Raw genomic sequence first — 21,768 nt, 5'->3', positions numbered from 1 at the left:
TAAGATATATTAATTTTACTAATGATATAAAGTATGTTACCATATCAGAAGATAATAAGCAAGAGTACCATACATTACGGATACAGCATTACAAGACGTTAAATGCTTTGCTGTATCTAATATTACCTGGATCAATGAAAGGAGTACAGGAAAAGCTATGAGCAACGTAAGAAGAGTGTATGTGGAGAAGAAACCGGCTTTTGCAGTTAAGGCAAAAGAACTGAAGCATGAGATCAGCAGTTACCTTGGGATTAAGACGGTTACTGCAGTAAGAGAGCTGATCCGCTATGATGTAGAGAATATTTCGGATGATGTTTTTGAAAAAGCATGCAGGACTGTATTTTCAGAGCCGCCTGTAGATGACCTTTATCTTGAAAAATTTGATATGGCAGAGGATGCGTCCGTATTTTCTGTAGAATATCTGCCTGGACAGTTTGATCAGAGAGCAGATTCTGCAGTGCAGTGTATCCAGTTCCTGGATGAGAATGCACAGCCGATCATCCGTTCTGCTACCACCTATGTGATTCAGGGAGCCATTACAGAGGACGAATTGGAGGCTATTAAGAACCATTGCATCAACCCTGTAGATTCCAGAGAGACAGGTATGATCAAGCCTGAGACTTTGGTGACAGAATTCAGCGATCCGGAAGACGTAAAGATTTTTGAAGGCTTTATCCAGATGCCAGAAGGCAAGCTGGAAGAACTTTACAAATCCCTGAACCTTGCAATGACTTTTAAGGATTTTCTTCATATTCAGAATTATTTCCTTCACGAAGAAAAGAGAGATCCTTCTGTTACAGAGATCCGTGTACTGGATACCTACTGGTCAGACCATTGCCGTCATACCACTTTTTCCACAGAGCTTACAGATGTGAAGTTCCAGGATGGAGATTATAAGGCTCCTATTGTAAATACTTACAACCAGTATCTGGCGGATAGAGAGGTACTTTACAAGGGAAGAGACGACAAATTTGTATGCCTGATGGATCTGGCATTGATGGCTATGAAGAAACTGAAATCCGAAGGAAAGCTTCAGGATCAGGAAGAATCAGATGAGATCAATGCCTGCAGTATTGTAGTCCCTGTAGATGTTGACGGCAAAGAAGAGGAATGGCTGATCAATTTTAAAAATGAAACCCATAACCATCCTACAGAGATCGAACCCTTTGGTGGAGCAGCTACCTGTCTTGGCGGTGCTATCCGTGATCCATTGTCCGGACGTACTTATGTGTACCAGGCAATGCGTGTAACAGGTGCAGCAGATCCTACCGTATCTGTGAAAGATACCTTAAAGGGCAAGCTTCCCCAGAAGAAGCTGGTAAGAGGTGCAGCACATGGTTACAGTTCTTACGGCAACCAGATTGGTCTGGCTACTGGTTATGTAAAAGAAATTTATCATCCGGATTATGTGGCAAAACGTATGGAGATCGGTGCTGTTATGGGTGCTGCTCCAAGGCGGGCAGTGATCCGTGAGAATTCCGATCCAGGTGATATCATTATCCTGCTTGGCGGGCGTACCGGCCGTGATGGTATCGGTGGTGCTACCGGTTCTTCCAAGGTACATACAGAGGCTTCTATTGAGGTTTGCGGCGCTGAGGTACAGAAAGGAAATGCACCTACCGAGCGTAAGATCCAGCGCATGTTCCGCAGGGAAGAGGTCAGCCATATTATTAAGAAATGTAATGATTTTGGTGCTGGCGGTGTTTCCGTTGCTATTGGTGAGCTTGCAGCAGGGCTTCGTGTGGATCTGGATAAAGTTCCCAAGAAATATGCAGGTCTGGATGGTACAGAGATCGCTATTTCTGAGTCCCAGGAGCGAATGGCAGTAGTTGTTACTCCAGCAGATGTGGATAAATTCCTTGGATATGCAAATGAAGAAAACCTGGAAGCAGTTCCTGTAGCTGTTGTTACTGAGGAGCCAAGACTTGTCCTTACATGGAGAGGAAAAGAGATCGTTAATATTTCAAGGGCCTTCCTTGATACCAATGGTGCCCATCAGGAAACTTCCGTAGAGGTGGAGATCCCGAATAAAGAGGGAAATATCCTGGAAGAGCGTCCGGAAGTAAGTGATGTAAAAGCAAAATGGCTGGGAATGCTGGCTGATCTGAATGTTTGCTCTCAGAAGGGGCTTGTGGAAATGTTTGACGGTTCTATTGGCGCAGGCAGCGTATTTATGCCTTATGGCGGAAAGTATCAGCTTACTGAGACACAGACCATGGTTGCCAAGGTTCCGGTACAAAATGGCAAGACTAATACAGTTACAATGATGAGTTACGGATTTGATCCATATCTGTCTTCCTGGAGCCCATATCATGGAGCTGCTTATGCAGTGACTGAGTCAGTGGCAAGGATCGTGGCTTCCGGCGGTGACTACAGAAAGATCCGTTTTACCTTCCAGGAATACTTCCGTCGTATGACTGAAGATCCAAAGAGATGGAGCCAGCCGTTTGCTGCTCTTCTGGGGGCTTATGCAGCACAGCTTGGCTTTGGCCTTCCTTCTATTGGCGGCAAAGACAGTATGTCCGGTACCTTTAATGATATTGATGTTCCGCCTACACTTGTTTCCTTTGCTGTAGATGTGGCAAAGATCCAGGATGTGATCACACCGGAGCTGAAAAAGGCAGGCAATAAGCTTGTATGGGTACGTGCTCCAAGAGATACCTATGATCTTCCGGATTATGATAAGATTATGGATACATATGGCAAACTGCATCAGGATATTCTGGATGGTAAAGTTGTTTCTGCATATGCGCTTGACCGTCACGGAATTGCAGCTGCAGTGAGCAAGATGGCATTTGGTAATGCTATGGGTGTTAAGATCGAGCACAATCTGGATCCAAGAGACTTCTTTGCACCAGGATTTGGTGATATTATCCTTGAGGTTCCGGATGGCAAGGTTGGGGAGTTGTCTGTACAGTATACACTGATCGGTGAGGTTACAGCAGATGGCAGATTCTCTTATGGCAATACCCAGATCACTCTTGAAGAAGCTTATAAAGCATGGACTGGCACTTTGGAAAAAGTATTCAAAACCGTTTCCGGTGAGGAAGCCAAGGGAGCATCGGATATCCTGGTTAATCCAGAGGATAAGGATGCTGTCATGGAAAATGGCCTTTATAATACAAAGAAGATTTATATCTGCAAGCACAAAACTGCAAAGCCTCGTGTCTTTATTCCGGTATTCCCTGGAACGAACTGCGAGTATGACAGTACAAAAGCATTTGAGCGCGCAGGTGCAGAAGTAGATGTAAAAGTATTTAAGAATCTTAGTGCAGAAGACATTCGTGATTCTGTGGAGATCTTTGAAAAGTCCATTGATCAGGCACAGATGATCATGTTCCCAGGTGGTTTTTCCGCAGGTGATGAGCCAGATGGATCTGCTAAGTTCTTTGCAACTGCTTTCCAGAATGCAAAGATCAAAGAAGCAGTTATGAAGCTTCTCAATGAGCGTGATGGTCTGGCACTTGGTATCTGCAATGGTTTCCAGGCACTGATCAAGCTGGGACTGGTGCCTTACGGTCAGATCTGTGGCCAGAAAGAGGATTCACCTACTTTGACCTACAATACCATTGGCAGACATATTTCCAAGATGGTTTATACGAAGGTTGTAAGCAATAAATCCCCATGGCTTCAGATGGCTGATCTGGGCGGAGTGTACTGCAATCCGGCTTCCCATGGTGAAGGTCGTTTTGTAGCAGATCAGGAGTGGATCAAAAAGCTTCTTGCCAACGGACAGGTAGCTACTCGTTACGTAGATCCGGAAGGAAACTTTGACCAGTCTGAGGAATGGAATATTAACGGTTCTTATTACAACATTGAGGGTATTACAAGTCCGGACGGACGTGTATTTGGTAAGATGGCTCATAGTGAGCGCCGTGACGATGGCGTTGCTATTAACATTTACGGACAGCAGGATCTGAAGATCTTTGAGTCTGGTGTTGCATATTTCAAATAAGAGCATTAAAAAAGGATGCAGCAATTTCTCTTTTGGGATTTTGCTGCATCCTTTGTGTTATACGCTGTTCATGATCTTATATCGATCTAGTAGAGGTAATCTTTGTTTACATATCCGTATTTCATCAGGCTGGAGGAATATACATACCAATAAGAAGAATCACTGGAATCGATCACCTGTACTGTTTCTCCATTATTTAATTTGCCAATCTCATTAGAAGAATCATAAGCTTTGGCATTACGAAGAGCCAGATAACCCTTTGCAACACTGACTGTCCAGGTGGGATAAACAGGTGCAGTACTGCCAACCAGATAATCTTTGTTTACGTACCCGTTCATATTCAATCTTGGGGAATAAACAAACCAGTAAGTAGGATCACTAGTATCCAGGATACTTACAGTATCTCCGGTATTCAGCTGGCCGATCTCATTGGATGCATCGTAGGCTTTGGCATTACGAAGAGCCAGATATCCTTTGGAAACACTGACTGTTCTGGTGAAATCTGAACTTGCTACAGCACCGGTGTACATAGAATCTCCAACCAGATAGTCTTTGTTTACAAAACCGTTCAGATTATATTTAGGAGAATATACCAGCCAGTAAGTAGGATCGCTGGTGTCCAGAAGCTGGACAGTATCTCCTGTGTACAGCTGTCCGATCTCGTTGGAAGCATCATAAGCCTTGGCATTACGAAGAGCCAGATATCCTTTGTCTACTTTGACAGCTCTGGATTCGCAGGCATAAACAGTGCTGCTGCTTACCAGATAATCTTTGTTTACATAGCCGGTACAGTTATATTTGGGAGAATATACCAGCCAGTAAGTAGGATCGCTGGTGTCATTTACCTGCACAGTATCTCCGTTATACAGCTGTCCGATCTCATTGGAAGCATCATAGGCTTTGGCATTACGAAGAGCCAGATAACCCTTGGAAACACTTACTGTCCAAGCGGCAGAATTCATTGAGATCAGGTAATTCTTATTCACATAGCCATAGGAATCATACTTGGGGGAATAAGCATACCAGTATGTTGAATCGCTGTCATCATTGACCTCTACAGTATCGCCACTATACAGCTGTCCGATCTCATTGCGGCTGTCATAAAGCATTTGCGTGCGAAGAGCCAGATAGCCACTGGGAACACTTACCATATAGGTATTGGCAGATGCCTGACAGTTCCTGCTCATCCAGGGAACAGAAAGTGCAAATACTACAGCCAGCAGTGCGACCCATTTCAAAAAGGCCGGAAGATAGTTGCATTTCTTATTTTTCATAGATCCTCCTTTCGCCTGCTGTGGCAGGCTTACATGCAGTTTCGTGCACGTTATTCTCAGATGCTGGGGGCAAAAACCTGACAGGCAGACAATTGAACTCCAGCTATCTTTATTAGATACTGGAGGCAACTGCCCCCATTATGATATCTTAAGATTGCTTCGTGCTACGCACTCCAACAATCCTGCCGGATATCATCTTTATTATTGTTTATTATAACAGATTGAAAGATATATTTGTATTCTTAATTGTTATAATGTCACAATATTTGCAAATTGCCTATTGCAAATCATGGGAGTACATATCACAAAGCAATACAAAGGTATCATAACCAGAGAATTTGCTTCCAGCCTTAAATTTATGAGGCTGGATTATAGTAATCAAAAATCTGCCTGCTCAGGCTGGCAATAGTATTTTGTGCCGAGCCGCACTCACTAAGATTCTCTGACATAAAAACCAGGATCAGTTCATTATCCACATCATAAACAATCCCTGCATCATTTTCCACATTGTCCAGTTCACCGGTTTTATTGGCAGTTTTTGCATCTGATGGCATCTGTGCCGGGATCTTATTCCGGCGTGTCTGTGCAGCCAACAGGTCGAACATGGAATCTGCATATGGGTATTCAGAGGAATTACCACTGTAAATCCCGTACAGCAGATGACCACAGTCAGCCACAGAAGTGTAATTGTCGTCATATGCATTGCTTTGAAGAAGAAGTCGTCCCATATGTGTGTTCTTAAAGCCATGTGTACTGCAGAAATCATTTACAACAGTCATGCCGGCAGAAGAATCACCTCCGCCTAGATAGCTGGTAAGAGCATTGGCAGCATCATTGTCACTGACTGTGATCATGGAATAAAGGTTGGAATCTACCTGCTGCTGGCCATATTGACTGATAAGAGTTTCATAATTCTCATAGACAGCACCCATAATATACAGCTTGATCAGACTGGCCGCCTGCATGGAATGGTCATTGACAGAGCCTTCTGACTCATTATAAAGATCGCGCACATAAACGGACCAGCTTCCATTGGAAACAGGGAGACGTTCCTGCAGCTGGGTAAGGAGAGAGGAAAGTTTTTCATCTGTAGGTGCTTCTACAGAAGAAGCCTGTCCAAATACACTGCTTTTAGAATTGTCGGATGGCGGAGATAATGTGCCCTGTCCATCAGAAGCCTGATTGGCAGATGTGGTGCCCGGAGCCGGTTCCGCCTGGTCGGAAGCTGTCGCATTAGTGTTCGGAGCCGGTTCTGATTGGTTGGATGTTGAAGAACCTGTGCTCGGTGCCACCGGTCCCTGCACTTCTGCAGCAGTGACTGCAGAAAAGCTCCCTGCTGTTACTGCTGCAGCTGTAACAAGCGGAAAGATAAATTTATATTTGCGATTATTTTTGCCTGGTTTCATACAAACCTCCTGGTATGCTAAATGAAAAGAAAGTGAAGAATTTTCTTAAGTCTTTTTAAGTATAATTCATTTGCTGCAGATTTCCAATATTTTTGCAGGAAAACATGAAGAAAAGATGGCTTTATAGCGATAAATATGAAATAATACAAGAAATCCTACACATGCAACCGCAGGTTGACAAATCTTAAAGCCGGGTATCTGGTGTGCAACTGATGGATATTGTATGCTGAGAACGTCAAAAAAAGAAATGCTTTCCCATAATGGAAGGCAGGAAGGAGAAAAAGATGATTCTGGCAGACAAAATAATGAATTTGAGAAAAAAGGCAGGTTGGTCCCAGGAGGAACTGGCAGAACAGCTGAATGTAACAAGACAATCCGTTTCTAAATGGGAGGGGGCAAGAGCAGTTCCGGATATGGAAAAGGTAGTACAGATGAGCCGTATTTTTGGTGTAAGTACGGACTATCTTCTGAAAGATGAAATAGAAGAAGATAATCCGGAAGACAATGTACAGGTCATTTCAGAACAGCCACTGCGTAAAGTGACTATGGAGGAAGCCTCTGAATATTTGGAATGTAGCAAGAAATCAGCACCTAAAATTGCTTTTGCTACTTTTTTATGTGTTATATCCCCTATTACATTGTTGCTTTTGGGTGGATTAAGTGAAACAAAAATCATAAAACTTACCGAAAATTCTGCTGGGGGAATTGGATTATGTGTCCTTTTATTGCTGGTTGCTTCAGCTACAGGGATTTTCATATCCTGCAGTGCAAAAGTGAAATGTTATGACTTTCTGGAAAAAGAGCCTTTTGAGACGGAATATGGGGTGACTGGGATGGTAAAGGAAAAGAAAAATCAGTATCATCCAACCTATGTACGCCTGAATCTTATTGGAACCGTATTCTGTATTCTTGCAGCAGTACCGTTGTTTGCTGTTATGAGCATTACAGACAAAGATATCTTCTATATAAATGCAGTTTGTCTGCTTTTACTTATGGTGGCATGTGGCTGTTATGCGTTTGTGTATGGAGGCATACGAAACAGTGCAATGGAAAAGCTGCTGGAAGAAGGGGACTATACACGCAGCAGAAAAGCAAAGAAAGGATTGATCAGTGCTGTTTCGGTAAGCTATTGGCTGATCGTGACCGCAGTATTTCTGGCAGCTATACTGCCTGCTAAAAGCAGTTATAAAAGCAGCAGTTGGATCATCTGGCCTATTGCAGGTGTTCTTTACGGAGCAGTAGTATCTATCCTGAATATTTCATTCAAACATAATGAATAAAATGGTTTGGATTTCAAAACAATCAAGTTTGATTTTGGAAGATTCTTTTGAAAAATATTAGAAATCGGTCACAGGATAATCACAGTTTTTCTTTATGATAGCAGGTATGTAAAGGGAGGTTATCATGACTGATAAAGAATACTATGACTTGGTCCAGCCGTATCATGATGCAATGAAGCTTTTACTTACCAGGTTGGAAGTGTTAAACCATACGATTTATCCATCTGCTGCCAGTAACCCGGTACATACCGTTCAGTCTCGCATCAAGAAGAAGGCAAGCATTGAGGAAAAGCTGATGCATCGGGGGCTGGAGCCTACAGTTGATAATGCCAAGAATGTTTTGCAGGATATTGCAGGTGTGCGGATCGTTTGTTATTTTACTGGAGACATCCACAATCTGGTGAACATATTAAAGAAACAGCCGGATCTGATCTTCATAAGAGAGCGGGATTATATTGAGAATCCTAAGCCTAATGGATATAGAAGTTACCATATTATTTTTGGAGTAAATGTTTGCTGTCTGGATGCAGTGGAATACTTTCCTGTGGAGATACAGTTCCGTACTATTTCAATGGACTTCTGGGCAGCTATGGAGCACAGGGTATCTTACAAAAAGGCATATGCTAATAAAGCGCAGAGAGTGGAAGAATTACTCAGATATTCCAATACTCTTGAAGAGATGGAAAAGGAATTTGAGAAATATAATGATAATCCACGGCTTTAAAGACTTGCATAATCAGAAAATCGTGGTAAAATAAGATACGGACGAAAGGCGGATTCCGAAGAGTTCGCCTTTTCGTTTAAATACAGATTGGCACTCGATGCGAATGAGTGCTGATAAAATAAGGCTTGATTTTGCATGATTCAGGCCATAAGGAGGAAACATGTATGATTAGCATACCCATTTATGATTTACTGGTATTGCCAGAGGTTACATTTTACTTTAAAAAAGATATGTTTCCCGGAAATGAAATAACCACGGAAAATGTTGGGGAAGATATACTTTTTCTGATGCTGAAGACAGATAAAAAGCCCCATCAGATACAACCGGAAGACATCTATCCGATTGGAGTGCTGGGGAAGATTGAGGCCTTAGGAGAGGATGACACTGTTAAGATCACTACCATAGAAAGGGTAATGCTGAGTCAGATCCAGGCTACAGAGATCGGGATTACAGCCACTTCCGTTCCATATCCGGAAGAGAAAGATATTGATCCAGATGAAGAGGCTGAGCAGTTCAAGAACATGAAAAAAGAATTGATGAGCTTTGCAAAGGATCTGCAGTGGGGGATCTGGGCAAGAGGTGTGATCTATCACTGGCAGAGCTTTGATGAGATGGCCTGTGCCCTTTCCAGCTACTTTGCATCTTCCTGGGAAGAAAAATATAGTTTTCTTGAACAGCAGTCCAGAAGTGAACGTATCCATAAAATCAAAGAAACTGTATATGAACTTCTGGAGATCTTCCGGGTCAGCCAGGAAGCAGAAAGCGCCCAGAAGAATTCTAATGAACAGATGTACCGTGAGTCTGCCCTGAAAAAACAGATTGAATTTCTTCAGAGACAGCTGGATGAGATGCATCCTGAGAATATCTCGGATGTACGCAGATTTGAGAAGAAAATCCAGGAGTCTGGCATGAATCCGGAGGCAAGGAAGGAAGCCGAAAAGGTTCTGAACCGGATGAAACAGGAAGGAAAAGATGGTCATGAATACGGACTTTTGTATGATTACCTGGATTTTGTTACCAGTCTTTCCTGGAAGGAAGAAGAAATGCCTTCTATAGACCTGGCAGAAGCCGAAAAGATACTGGATGAAGACCATTATGGCCTGAAAAAGGTAAAAGAAAGGATCATCCAGCAGATTGCGGTTATGGCGCTTAATAAAAAACAGGCTGGATCCATCCTGCTTTTTGTAGGTGCACCTGGTACAGGCAAAACAAGTATAGGTCAGAGCATAGCCAGAGCACTTCATAGAAAATATGTAAGGATCAGTCTTGGAGGTGTTCGGGATGAAGCGGAGATCCGTGGACACAGACGCACATATGTGGGCGCTATGCCGGGACGTATCATGGAGGGAATGCGAAGAAGCGGAGCGCAGAATCCGGTTATGGTGTTGGATGAAGTGGACAAACTGACCAGAGATTATGGCGGAGACCCATCCAGTGCACTTTTAGAAGTTCTGGATCCGGAGCAGAATTCCAACTTTACAGATCATTATATGAATGTACCATATGATCTGTCTAATGTGCTGTTTGTATGTACAGCCAATTCTACTGATACTATACCGGAACCTCTTCTGAACCGTATGGAAGTTATTCAGTTCCCCGGATATACACAGATTGAGAAATATCATATTGCCAGGGAACATCTTCTGCCAAAAGCAATGAAGAGTATGGGACTGCGTAATCAGAACCTGAAAGTGACAGACGAAGCCATATTAAAGATCATTGAAGAATATACGGCGGAGGCGGGAGTAAGAGGCCTTAAACGTCAGATCGATGTTCTTTGCAGATGCGCTGCTGTAAAATTGGTAAAGGGTGAGCAGAAAAGCATTACTGTCAGCGAGAAACGACTGCCGGAGTTTCTTGGGAAGAAAGGCATCTATCATGAAAAGATCCAGGAGGAAATGCAGTCGGGAGTTGTAACCGGACTGGCCTGGACCAGAGCAGGTGGGGAAATCCTTTTTATAGAAACTTCCTTTACAAAAGGCAGCGGCAAGGTGATCATCACCGGGCAGCTGGGAGATGTGATGAAGGAGTCAGCACAGATTGCAGTCACTTATGTGAAGTCACTTTTCCCGGAACACGCTGAGAAATTTGAAAAGAATGATCTCCATATTCATGTTCCTTCTGGTGCTGTGCCAAAAGACGGTCCGTCAGCGGGGATTACGCTGGTAATTGCACTTGCATCCCTGGTAACTGGAAAGGCTGTGGATACACAGATAGCCATGACCGGGGAGATTTCTTTGAGAGGCGGTGTTATGCCTATTGGAGGTCTTCCCGAAAAACTAATGGCAGCCCAAAGAGCAGGAGTTAAGAAGGTGTTTATTCCATATGACAACATAGAGGATCTGGAAGATGTGGCAGAAGAAGTGAAAGAAAAGATTCAAATCTGTCCGGTAAAGAAAATCAAAGAAGTGCTGGATCAGACCCTGGGCTTACAAAAAATGTAAAATTATTCTAGATTACAAATTTAGCAAAGAATATGCTATAATAAAACAACGAAACAGAAAAACTGTTTAAGCTGTAACTCACACAGAGTTTATGGAGGAAAAGTTATGAAGAAAGCAAAATTATTAGGAACATTATTATGTGCCGCATGCCTTGTTACAGGAAGCATTGCTCCTTCCGTACCGGTTATGGCAGATGGCATGAATGTTGTTACACTTGGAGCAGACCTGACACAGGACCAGAAGAACACCATGCTGAAATATTTTAAGGTCAGTGCTGATTCTGTTCAGATCATCAATGTTACTAATCAGGATGAGAGAGAGCACTTAAGTGCCTATGTTCCCATCGAGCAGATTGGTACCAGGACAGTCAGCTGTGCTTACGTTAAGCCTACCACTTCCGGAGGAATCAAGGTACGTACTGCCAATCTGAACTGGGTTACCTGTAATATGATCGCCACCAGCCTTTCTACTTCCGGGGTGAAGAATTGTGAAGTAGTTGCTGCGTGTCCGTTCCAGGTATCCGGTACAGGAGCCCTTACGGGGATCCAGATGGCCTATGAGTCAGCCAGCGGTGAACAACTGGATTCCACCAAGAAGCAGATCGCTACAGAGGAGATGGTTGTTACAGGTAATCTGGCTGAGGATATCGGACAGAACAGTGCCACTGCTGTGATCAATCAGGCGAAGACCCAGATCATTGCAGACGGTATCCAGGATGCGGATCAGATTTATAACATTGTTGTGAATATTGCAGATCAGAACGGAGTTGCTCTCTCTGATGATCAGCTTCAGACGATCGTAAGCCTGCTTCAGGAGATTGCACAGCAGGATTATGATTACAGCGATATGGAAGAGACACTGGAGCGTGTCAATGATAATGTTACCGGCCAGGGAGATACCACTTCTGATGATGATCCGGACAGTATTGTGAATAACGTAGATGAGAGTGTGCTTGGTGATGATGTGATCGCTGATTCCACAGAGGATCCTTCCCTTGCTGAGAAGACTGGCGATGACGGTTTTGCACAGGATACCAATACTGATGTTTCCACAGACGGCACCACAGACAATAGTGCTGACACCAGTACAGACAATAGTACAGATAGCAGCACAGATAACGGTACCGATGTAAATGGTGATTCCGTAAATTCTTCAGATATTCCTGACGGGGATGAGATCCTGAATATTTCTGAAGTGAATACAGATTTCCTGACAGACGATACCAAAGCACTCTTTGAGAAAGCCAAGACTTTTGGCAAGGGAGAGTATGAAGGTGATACAGAGGCACTTCAGGAGGCTATGGGATCAGATGCTGTATGCACAGTGACTCTTGACAGTGATCAGGGTGAGAAGCTGTATAATGCCGTTCTTACCAAATATCTGGAGATCCTTGGTAATGGTACAGGATCTTATGTTCCTACCGGTAATGAAGAGTATCTGACTACTGAGCTTAATATGCTTCAGGAAGACCTGAAGGTGATCTTCGGTATTGATCTGACAGATGACCAGAAGGCAGAGGCTGGTGATAAGGCAGACATCCTTGGCGATAATGTTTCTTCTGACGATAAGAACACCCTGTATAAAGATACCATGAAGTTCTTTGAGCAGCTGTATGGTGAGACCAGCATGGAAGAGACAACTGAGAATACAGATGCAGCAGTACCGGATAATACAGATACATCTTACGATACAGAAGGGACAGACACATCCATGGATAATACAGATGATACTACTATGGATGAATCTGATATGACTCCTGCTGAAGGAGACGATATGGTTTACGATGAAACCATCAATGAATAACTGTCCCCTTAAAAATAGTTAAAATTGACCATTGCCAAATCCACAGTTTCCAGGTAATATGTTGCCAGACCGGAAGGAACTGATTCAGGTTGATCCAGTCAGTCCCTGTAAGGGAGGCATATAAAGGAAAAGGAAAGGCAGTGACTAACATGAATAACAAAGAGACATCAACAATCATGAAACTTGCAGAGACTGCGATTCTTGCAGCACTTTGCTACGTATCCTTCACATTTTTACAGATTAAGATCCCTGTTCCGGGTGGCGATGCTACATCTCTTCACATCGGAAATGCATTCTGTGTACTTGCAGCATTGCTTCTTGGAGGTGTTTACGGCGGTATGGCCGGTGCTGTGGGCATGACTATCGCAGATCTGATGGATCCGGTTTATATTACAGGAGCTCCGAAAACATTTGTTCTGAAACTATGTATTGGTTTGATCACCGGTCTGGTGGCACATAAGGTTGCAAAGATCAATGAGAGTACAGATAAGTCATACGTATTTAAATGGAGTCTGATTGCTTCCGTTGCTGGTCTGGCATTTAATGTTGTGGCAGATCCGATTGTAGGATTTTTCTACAAACAGTATATACTGGGACAGCCACAGGAGATGGCTGCCGTTCTTGCCAAGCTTAGTGCAGTGACTACCTTTGTGAATGCAGTTGTTTCTGTGATCCTGGTTGTGTTCATATACAATGCACTTCGTCCGGCACTGATCAAGATGAATCTGATCCAGATCCATCCGGTACAGAAGGATAAGACAGTTTCTGCAAACTAAGTATTTTAGTAACTATTCAGTAGGAAAGAATTTATGAGGGTACTGAGCAGTTATGCTTTGTTTACTGCCACATCTTACAGGTGTGGCAGTTTTTTCTTATTTATGCGAAATACTGGAAAAAAGAAAAAGAGTGTGATAGAATGTTTCAATAAATATGCGTTTGGTGTGAAAACACCACAAGCATGATTACAGTAATTATTTAGCAGAAAGTATTTTGCGAGAGTACTGAACAGTTACGAATTACACAAAGGAGAATATATATGGGTCTTGCTGTTGTCAGTTTGAAAAAAGGAGAGGGCAGGCTGTTAAAATCCGGTGGGATGTGGATTTTTGACAATGAAATTGCTACGATCATGGGAAGTTTTGTGAATGGCGATATTGTACTGATTCATGATTTTGACGGATATCCTTTAGGAAAAGGATTTATCAATACCAATTCCAGGATCACAGTCCGGCTGCTGTCAAGGGATGAACAGACGGTGATCGATGAAGTGTTTTTTGAAAAAAGAGTACGGGATGCCTGGGAATACCGTAAGAAAGTGGTAGATACCCGCAGCTGCAGAGTGATCTTTGGCGAGGCAGATTTCTTCCCGGGACTTGTAATTGATAAGTTTTCTGACGTGCTGGTGGTTCAGTCCCTGGCACTGGGAATTGACAGATATAAAGAAATGATCATAGAGCTTCTGAAAAAGGTTCTGAAAGAAGATGGTATCCAGATCCGTGGCGTATACGAGAGAAGTGATGCCAAGGTTCGTCGCCAGGAGGGGATGGAACTTGTAAAAGGCTTTATTGGACCGGAATTCCCAACTCTTGTGGAAATTGAAGAAAATCAGGTAAAATATCAGGTTGATGTAAAGGATGGTCAGAAAACAGGATTTTTCCTTGACCAGAAATATAACAGGCTTGCAATCCAGAAGCTTTGCAAGAATGCCAAAGTGCTGGATTGCTTTACTCATACAGGTTCTTTTGCATTAAATGCAGGGATCGCAGGTGCTTCCAGTGTATTAGGGGTGGATGCATCAGCTCTTGCCGTGGATCAGGCAGCTGCAAATGCCAGGTTGAACGGTCTGGAAGATCGGGTACAGTTTTTATGCAGGGATGTGTTTGAGTTACTGCCTGAATTGGAGGAAAAGAAAGAAAAGTTTGATGTGGTGATCCTAGATCCACCTGCGTTTACAAAGTCCAGAAGTTCCATAAAGAATGCAGTGAAGGGATACAGAGAGATCAACCTGCGTGCGTTGAAGCTGGTGAGGGAAGGCGGTTTTCTGGCCACCTGCTCCTGTTCCCATTTTATGGATTATGAGCTTTTTACACAGACGATCGGTCAGGCGGCACGAAGTGCTCATAAGCGGCTGCGTCAGGTAGAATACAGGACACAAGCCCCGGATCATCCAATTCTGTGGGCAGCAGATGAGTCCTATTATCTTAAGTTTTACATTTTTCAGGTATGCAGTGACAGATAGACCTTTACAGGCTGGGATCAGGGAAAGAGACAGACTGAATAAGGAAAGAAGGATTTCATGAAAGACAAATTTTACAGATTCATGCAGGGACGTTACGGAGTTGACCAGTTTGCAAAGTTTACTATGGGTGTGGCACTGGTTTCTATTGTGCTGGCGATTTTTGTAAACACAGGAAGCAGCGCAGGTTCTCTTTTGGATATGTTAGGCCTTGTAGCCATTGTGTATACATATTTCAGGATTTTTTCCAGAAATATTTCCAAAAGAGCACAGGAGAATCAGAAGTACCTGTCAGCTACTGCCAAGTTGCGTCAGAGACTGAACAAAGAAAAGAATATGATGAAACAGAGAAAGGACTACCATATTTATACTTGTCCTTCCTGCGGACAGAAAGTCAGGATTCCAAGAGGAAAAGGAAAGATAGAGATCAGCTGTCCAAAGTGTCATAGCAAATTTGTGAAGAGGAGCTGATATGTTCGGATATATTGTGGTAAATAAGCCGGAATTAAAAATTAAAGATTTCGCTTTATACAAATCCTTTTATTGTGGGCTTTGCAGGGAACTGAAAAGAAAATATGGGGTTTTCGGACAGCTGTCCCTTACCTATGATATGACCTTTGTGGCACTTCTGCTTAGCGGATTATATGAGCCTGAGACAAAGAAAGGAACCACCCGTTGTATTCTGCATCCTGTTCACAAAGAGACAGTACGGAAGAACCGTTTTACAGAATACGCAGCAGATATGAACATCATCCTTACCTATTATAAGTGTGTGGATGACTGGAAAGACGATAGGGATCTTTTGAAGCTTGCATATGCAAAGGCCCTGAAAGGGAAGAACCGAAGGCTTTCTGTCGAATACGATAAAAAAGTGCACAGGATCATCCAGCTGCTGGAACAGCTATCGGATCTTGAAAAGAAAGATGAGAAGGATATTGATCAGGTATCCGGTATTTTTGGAAAGATCATGGCTGAGATCTTTGTGTATCAGGAAGATGTGTGGGCAGATACTCTTCGGAAGATGGGTTTCTATTTTGGAAAGTTTATTTATATTCTGGATGCGTATGATGATGTGGAAGCAGATCTGAAAAATGGAAATTATAATCCTTTTTCAAAGCGCTTTAAAATAAAAGGGTTTGAGGATGAGGTACAACAGCTTCTGATCATGATGCTTGCAGAAGCCTGTCGTGAATTTGAAAAACTACCTATTATAATATATGGAGATATTCTGAGGAATATTCTGTATTCCGGGGTATGGGTAAGGTTTGAGGCGATTACCAGAAAAAGGAGAGAAGAACAGGAGAAAGAACATGTTTGATCCATATAGTGTTCTGGGAGTATCACAGGATGCCTCAGACGAGGAAATCAAAAAGGCATACAGACGTTTAAGCCGGAAATACCATCCGGATGCGAATATTAATAACCCTGACAAAGACAAGGCTGAAGAGAAATTTAAGGAAGTTCAGCAGGCCTATGACCAGATCATGAAAGAACGGGAATATGGAAGCAGAGGGGCTGGCAGTTATGGAGGCTTTGGAGGTTTCGGTCAGCAATCCGGCGGGTACGAAGACGAGGAGAGCATCCGCAGGCGCGCTGCGGCTAATTTTATCCAGAGCGGACATTATCAGGAAGCTGTGAATGTACTGCGATCCCTTTCCCAGAGAAACGGAGAATGGTATTATCTTTCATCTATGGCCAATATGGGACTTGGTAATAATGTAAATGCCAGAAACGATATAGAGCAGGCGATTCGTCTGGATCCTGGCAATGCCCAGTATCAGATGCTGAAGAACCGGATGGATGGGGGCGGTACCTGGTACCGGCAGCAACAGGATCCATTTGGAGGCATGCCTATGGAGGGCGACGACATGTGCTTGAAGATGTGTTTAGCCAGTACAGCTTGTAATCTGTGCTGTCCGGGAAGTGGTGTGATCTGCTGTTAAAGGCAGGATTTTCGGAACAGACGGTTATAATAGAGATAAAGAGGAGAAAAAGTAATGAGTGTTAGAATTGGTATTTTAGGTTATGGAAATCTTGGCCGTGGAGTAGAATGTGCCATCAAACATAATCCGGACATGGAGCTTGTGGCAGTATTCACGCGCCGTAATCCGAAGGATGTGACTATTCTCACAGAAACAGCCAAAGTCTATTCTGTTAATGATGCAGAAAAAATGAAGGATCAGATCGATGTTTTGATCATCTGCGGAGGCAGTGCTACAGATCTTCCTATACAGACACCAAAATATGCACAGTGGTTTAATGTGATCGACAGCTTTGATACACATAAGAGGATCCCGGAGCATTTTGCGGCAGTGGATAAATCCGCATCAGAAAATGGACATGTTGGGATCATTTCTGTTGGCTGGGATCCGGGTATGTTTTCGCTGAACCGTATGTATGCCAACGCAATTCTTCCTGGAGGCTGCGATTATACATTCTGGGGCAAAGGAGTAAGCCAGGGGCACTCTGATGCTATCCGCAGGATCGAAGGCGTGAAGGATGCCAGACAGTATACCATCCCGGTAGAAGCTGCACTTGAATCAGTACGAAATGGTGAGAATCCTCAGCTTTCCACAAGGGAAAAACATACCAGAGAGTGCTTTGTGGTTGCCAAGGAAGGAGCAGATCTTGCACGTATTGAACGTGATATCAAGACCATGCCAAATTATTTTGATGAATATGATACAACCGTTCATTTTATTTCAGAAGAAGAATTAAAGAAGAACCACAGTGGTATTCCTCACGGCGGTTTTGTGATCCGTACCGGAAAGACCGGATGGAATGATGAAAACAGCCATGTGATCGAATATAGCCTGAAGCTGGACTCAAATCCGGAATTTACTTCTTCCGTACTGGTTGCTTATGCGCGGGCTGCGTATCGGATGAATCAGGAAGGACAGAAAGGATGTAAAACAGTTTTTGATGTGGCACCAGCCTATCTTTCTGCTATGAGCGGAGAAGAACTAAGGAAGCATCTTCTGTAAGGCTTTTTTGTGATATTCATTGCTTTGGAAAATGTTACAAAAATTATAATATGAAATTGTCACAATTGTTAAAAAAGAGCAAAGATTATTATCAATCTTGCTCTTTTTTTGCTAAGAAAAAGAAAATGATTATTGTGAAAAGTTTACATACTTGTACTTTTGTATTGACGATTAAAAAATACCGTTGTATAATCTATTACATAAAGCTGTAACATTTTTGTAAAAGATTAAAGGCGATATCATGTTTAAATAAGAAAAGGAAGATTATGTATGCGAAACGTATGTAAGAAATTTAAGATTTGGGGAGTGCTTTTGCTGCTGATTCTGGCTGCGGCAGGATTTTCTGCCCATAAGTCCCAAACAGAAGTTGAAGCTGCTGTTAAAACCGGATTTCGGACGTATAGCGGGAAGACATACTACATTGATTCAGATGGAAGCAAGCACAAGGGCTGGCTGAACCTGAATGGTAAGAAATATTATTTTAACCGTAAGACTGGTGTTCAGGTCAAGGGCTGGGCACAGGATCGCAAGGGACGTAAACGTTATTTTACAAAAAGAACTGGCGTTATGGTCACTGGCTGGGTGAAAGTATCCAAGGGAAAACGCAGATATTTTAACCCACGTACTGGCTACATGCAGACCAAATGGCTGACTTTGAATAATAATAAATATTACTTTTTCGCAAAGTCAGGGATCGCAGCTACAGGATTTTTAAGAGACTCCAAGAGAAATACCAGATATTTCTACAAGCCTAGCGGTGCTATGGCTGTTGGATGGGTCAGTGCGTCAACAGGTACTGTGAGATATTTCCAGTCTTCTGAGAAGTCCTCTTTGGATGGAATCATGGCAGTTGGCTTTACCCAGATCAATGGGGCTACATATTATTTTGCTTCCGGTACAGGTAAGATGGCTACCGGGTGGAAAGATATTAAGGTAGGAAAGAAAACTAATAAGTATTATTTTGATCCTTCGTCCGGTGTGATGTATACAGGAATACAGACAGTGGACGGGGTACAGCAGGAATTTGGTGAAGATGGTATTTATATAGGACAGGCTGTGAACGATCCTAATGCTACAGCTTCCACTGGCACAAAGACCATCAAGAATTATCTGGCAGGTGCTCTTCAGCCTGTAGGGCAGGCTTTGTATGTATGGGGTGGCGGTTGGAATGATTCTACCCGTAAGGGTGTAAGTCCTAAATGGAAACAGTGGTATAATAAGTGGTTATCCAATCCATCCGGATATGATTATAACAATTACCGTGACTTGACAGCTGTCAACAGAGCAAAGGGTCTTGACTGTTCCGGTTTTGTGGGCTGGTCTGCTTATCAGGTTATGCAGTCCCAGTCTAATGTAGGATCAGGCTATACAGTTGTATCTGGTGAGATCGGTTCTTATTATAAGAGCATTGGATGGGGTACGATTGTGAATCAGTCTTATCTGTCAAAGACCGAATGGAAAATGAAGCCGGGTGACATTGGATATAATAGTGGTCATACATGGATCGTTCTTGGGCAGTGCAGTGATAAGAGCTTAGTGATCATACATTCTACGCCTCAGGCAGGATGTCAGATTGCAGGTACTACCACTCCTACTGGTAATTCTAATAGTGAGGCAGTTGTACTTGCCAACAAGTATATGGCTAAATATTCTGGATTTACTAAATTTAATTACCATCCATCTTGCGGCAATTACATCCGTAATGGTAATTACCTTAGATGGAAGAGCAGCGTACTCAGCGATCCGGATGGGTATGGGAATATGACTGCTGACCAGATTCTGTTGAATCTGTTTGGATATTAAGATTGAACCGGAATGCAGAAGGCATTCTTGGATACAGCCACGCAGGCGCAGGGAAGACCGGCCTGTGTGGTTTTTTATATCAGCTGGGAGCACCTTTGATATTTGTTGCACTTTAATTTCTATTTGTTACAAAAAAATTAAATTTATTAAAATTAGGGGTTGCAATGATGGTAACGATATGTTAATATGTATAAGAATTAAAAATAATGTTGCAGAAATATTACGTATTAAAACAATAAAGTTACGAGGGTGATAATCATGAAGAAAAGAATCGTATGTCTCACACTTGCACTAATGATGTGTGGTACACAGGTAGTAAGCGTAAGCGCTTCCAGAGAAGATGATCTGAGAGAAGAACAGGCTTGGACAAGCCAGCAGCTGGATGCTACATATGCTCGCATGAGTGCACTCTGGGATCAGAAGCAGCAGCTGGAGGGCGAGATCGCAACACTGGATGCCAATCTTGTAGATGTGATGGTCAATATACAGACTTTAGAGACAGATATTTCCAATAAAGAGACTGAGATCGTGAAAACAAAACAGGACCTTGGCAAAGCACAGAAAGCAAAAGAAAAACAGTACGATGCAATGAAAAAGCGTATTCAGTATCTATACGAAAAAGGCGGAAGTGATGCCTGGTTCCAGATGATGATGAATGCAGACAATCTTGCAGATCTTCTTACAAGAGCAGAGTATACACAGAAGATGTATGAGCAGGACAGAAAGAGCCTGGAAGTGTATTCTAATACTATTGAGCAGGTAAAGCAGCTGGAGGAAAAGTACACTGGTGAGAAGGCCGAATTAGAAGGCATGAAGCAGGAGTACGAAGCTGAGTCACAGAATCTTCAGGCACAGCTGGATGAGAAGAGAGCTACTTCCGCAGACTGTGAGAATGAGATCGCATATGCACAGCAGCAGGCTACTGAGTACGCAAATCTTCTTGCAGCACAGCAGGCTGAGATCGAGCAGCTGGAGGCAGAGCGTATTGCAGCAGAAGAAGAGGCAAGACGTCAGGCAGAAGCAGCAGCTGCTGCACAGGCATCTGATGATGGCAATTATGATTCCACCCAGCACGATGAAGAGGGGAATGCAGTAAGCAGTTCTGAATCATCAGGCTCTGGTGAGACTCAGTATGATGAGTATGGTAATGTGATTGATTCTGAGAATACAGTAGATCCAAGCGAATATCAGAGTTCTTCTGAGTCGAGCTCCTCTGATTCTTCTTCCAGTTCCGGTTCTTCATCTTCTGGCTCTGGTTCAGGATCTTCTGTTGTAAATTATGCTACTCAGTTTGTTGGCAATCCATATGTATGGGGCGGCACCAGCCTTACCAGTGGTGCAGACTGCTCCGGCTTCGTACAGAGTGTATATGCTAATTTTGGCGTCAGCCTTCCAAGAACTTCTTATGAGCAGCAGAATGCTGGAACAGAAGTTTCTTATGCAGATGCACAGCCAGGCGACCTGATCTGTTATGGCGGTCACGTGGCAATTTATATGGGCAATGGACAGATCGTACACGCTTCCAATGCGAAGGATGGCATTAAGATCAGTAATAATGCAGCTTACAGAACCATTACCTCTGTAAGACGTCTTGTATAATAGCAAATAGTAAGAGATTCAGAACATATCCCCTGAGTCTGGTATGTATTTATTTATGCATTCCGGAACTCAGGGATTTTTATCTCAGTCGAGAAGACTCCCACCTCTTTCAGGTGTGAGTAACAGATGCTCGACTTGAATGCGTAAATTCCGGAGGGGCGCTTTGGAAACTTGTATGGAAAAATAAACATTGACAAATATATAGTCCTGTCTTTGACAGTTACTAAACAAAAAGAATCGCTGTACCTCTTGATTTTACT

Annotated in this window: 15 protein-coding genes; 13 read left to right on the top strand and 2 right to left on the bottom strand. The window is 43.0% G+C overall.

Features of this window, described 5'->3' with window-relative positions:
* Positions 1 to 157: 157 nt before the first annotated feature.
* The gene (locus G5B11_RS10740) at positions 158 to 3,955 is read left to right on the top strand and encodes a phosphoribosylformylglycinamidine synthase (protein WP_173728128.1); all 3,798 of its coding nucleotides are present in this window, start codon (positions 158 to 160) and stop codon (positions 3,953 to 3,955) included.
* 86 nt (positions 3,956 to 4,041) lie between these two features.
* On the opposite strand, the gene G5B11_RS10735 is transcribed toward G5B11_RS10740, so the two are convergent.
* Positions 4,042 to 5,229 carry an SH3 domain-containing protein gene (locus tag G5B11_RS10735; RefSeq protein WP_173728126.1) on the bottom strand — a complete coding sequence of 396 codons (1,188 nt, stop codon included), beginning with the start codon at positions 5,227 to 5,229 and terminating at the stop codon, positions 4,042 to 4,044.
* Positions 5,230 to 5,585: 356 nt separating this feature from the next.
* On the bottom strand, positions 5,586 to 6,635 hold the full coding sequence (locus G5B11_RS10730) for a serine hydrolase (protein WP_173728125.1): 1,050 nt from the start codon (positions 6,633 to 6,635) through the stop codon (positions 5,586 to 5,588).
* A 284-nt stretch (positions 6,636 to 6,919) separates the two neighbouring features.
* On the opposite strand from G5B11_RS10730, the gene G5B11_RS10725 reads away from it, so the two are divergent.
* From G5B11_RS10725 to G5B11_RS10670, 12 genes are all read left to right on the top strand, one after another.
* Positions 6,920 to 7,915 (top strand): helix-turn-helix domain-containing protein, encoded by a 996-nt coding sequence (locus G5B11_RS10725; protein WP_173728123.1) that lies wholly within the window; start codon positions 6,920 to 6,922, stop codon positions 7,913 to 7,915.
* Positions 7,916 to 8,039: 124 nt separating this feature from the next.
* Positions 8,040 to 8,639 carry a GTP pyrophosphokinase gene (locus G5B11_RS10720; RefSeq protein WP_173728121.1) on the top strand — a complete coding sequence of 200 codons (600 nt, stop codon included), beginning with the start codon at positions 8,040 to 8,042 and terminating at the stop codon, positions 8,637 to 8,639.
* 164 nt (positions 8,640 to 8,803) lie between these two features.
* On the top strand, positions 8,804 to 11,083 hold the full coding sequence (lon, locus tag G5B11_RS10715; RefSeq protein ID WP_173728119.1) for an endopeptidase La: 2,280 nt from the start codon (positions 8,804 to 8,806) through the stop codon (positions 11,081 to 11,083).
* Positions 11,084 to 11,188: 105 nt separating this feature from the next.
* On the top strand, positions 11,189 to 12,886 hold the full coding sequence (locus G5B11_RS10710; protein ID WP_173728117.1) for a DUF1002 domain-containing protein: 1,698 nt from the start codon (positions 11,189 to 11,191) through the stop codon (positions 12,884 to 12,886).
* Between the two features lie 149 nt (positions 12,887 to 13,035).
* Positions 13,036 to 13,662, top strand: a complete 627-nt coding sequence (locus G5B11_RS10705; protein ID WP_173728115.1) for an ECF transporter S component — start codon at positions 13,036 to 13,038, stop codon at positions 13,660 to 13,662.
* 260 nt (positions 13,663 to 13,922) lie between these two features.
* Entirely contained in the window at positions 13,923 to 15,125 is a 1,203-nt protein-coding gene (locus G5B11_RS10700; protein ID WP_173728114.1) for a class I SAM-dependent rRNA methyltransferase, read from the top strand.
* A gap of 57 nt (positions 15,126 to 15,182) precedes the next feature.
* Positions 15,183 to 15,593, top strand: a complete 411-nt coding sequence (locus G5B11_RS10695; RefSeq protein ID WP_158420027.1) for a hypothetical protein — start codon at positions 15,183 to 15,185, stop codon at positions 15,591 to 15,593.
* A 1-nt stretch (position 15,594) separates the two neighbouring features.
* A complete protein-coding gene (locus G5B11_RS10690) occupies positions 15,595 to 16,440 on the top strand; it encodes a DUF5685 family protein (protein WP_173728112.1) in 846 nt (281 codons plus the stop codon).
* Positions 16,433 to 17,065 carry a J domain-containing protein gene (locus G5B11_RS10685; RefSeq protein ID WP_173728110.1) on the top strand — a complete coding sequence of 211 codons (633 nt, stop codon included), beginning with the start codon at positions 16,433 to 16,435 and terminating at the stop codon, positions 17,063 to 17,065. Before G5B11_RS10690 ends, G5B11_RS10685 begins: the two co-directional genes overlap by 8 nt.
* A 54-nt stretch (positions 17,066 to 17,119) precedes the next feature.
* Entirely contained in the window at positions 17,120 to 18,106 is a 987-nt protein-coding gene (locus tag G5B11_RS10680) for a diaminopimelate dehydrogenase (protein ID WP_173728108.1), read from the top strand.
* A 270-nt stretch (positions 18,107 to 18,376) separates the two neighbouring features.
* Complete coding sequence (locus G5B11_RS10675; protein ID WP_173728106.1) at positions 18,377 to 19,909, top strand: N-acetylmuramoyl-L-alanine amidase family protein; 1,533 nt, start codon at positions 18,377 to 18,379, stop codon at positions 19,907 to 19,909.
* A 258-nt stretch (positions 19,910 to 20,167) separates the two neighbouring features.
* Positions 20,168 to 21,508, top strand: a complete 1,341-nt coding sequence (locus G5B11_RS10670; protein ID WP_173728104.1) for a C40 family peptidase — start codon at positions 20,168 to 20,170, stop codon at positions 21,506 to 21,508.
* Positions 21,509 to 21,768: the final 260 nt, after the last annotated feature.

This window comes from Blautia glucerasea (genome assembly GCF_013304385.1).
Lineage (GTDB): Bacteria > Bacillota > Clostridia > Lachnospirales > Lachnospiraceae > Blautia_A > Blautia_A ammoniilytica.
Note: the sequence above shows the minus strand (reverse complement) of the source record. Positions and strands in the feature narration are given on the sequence as shown.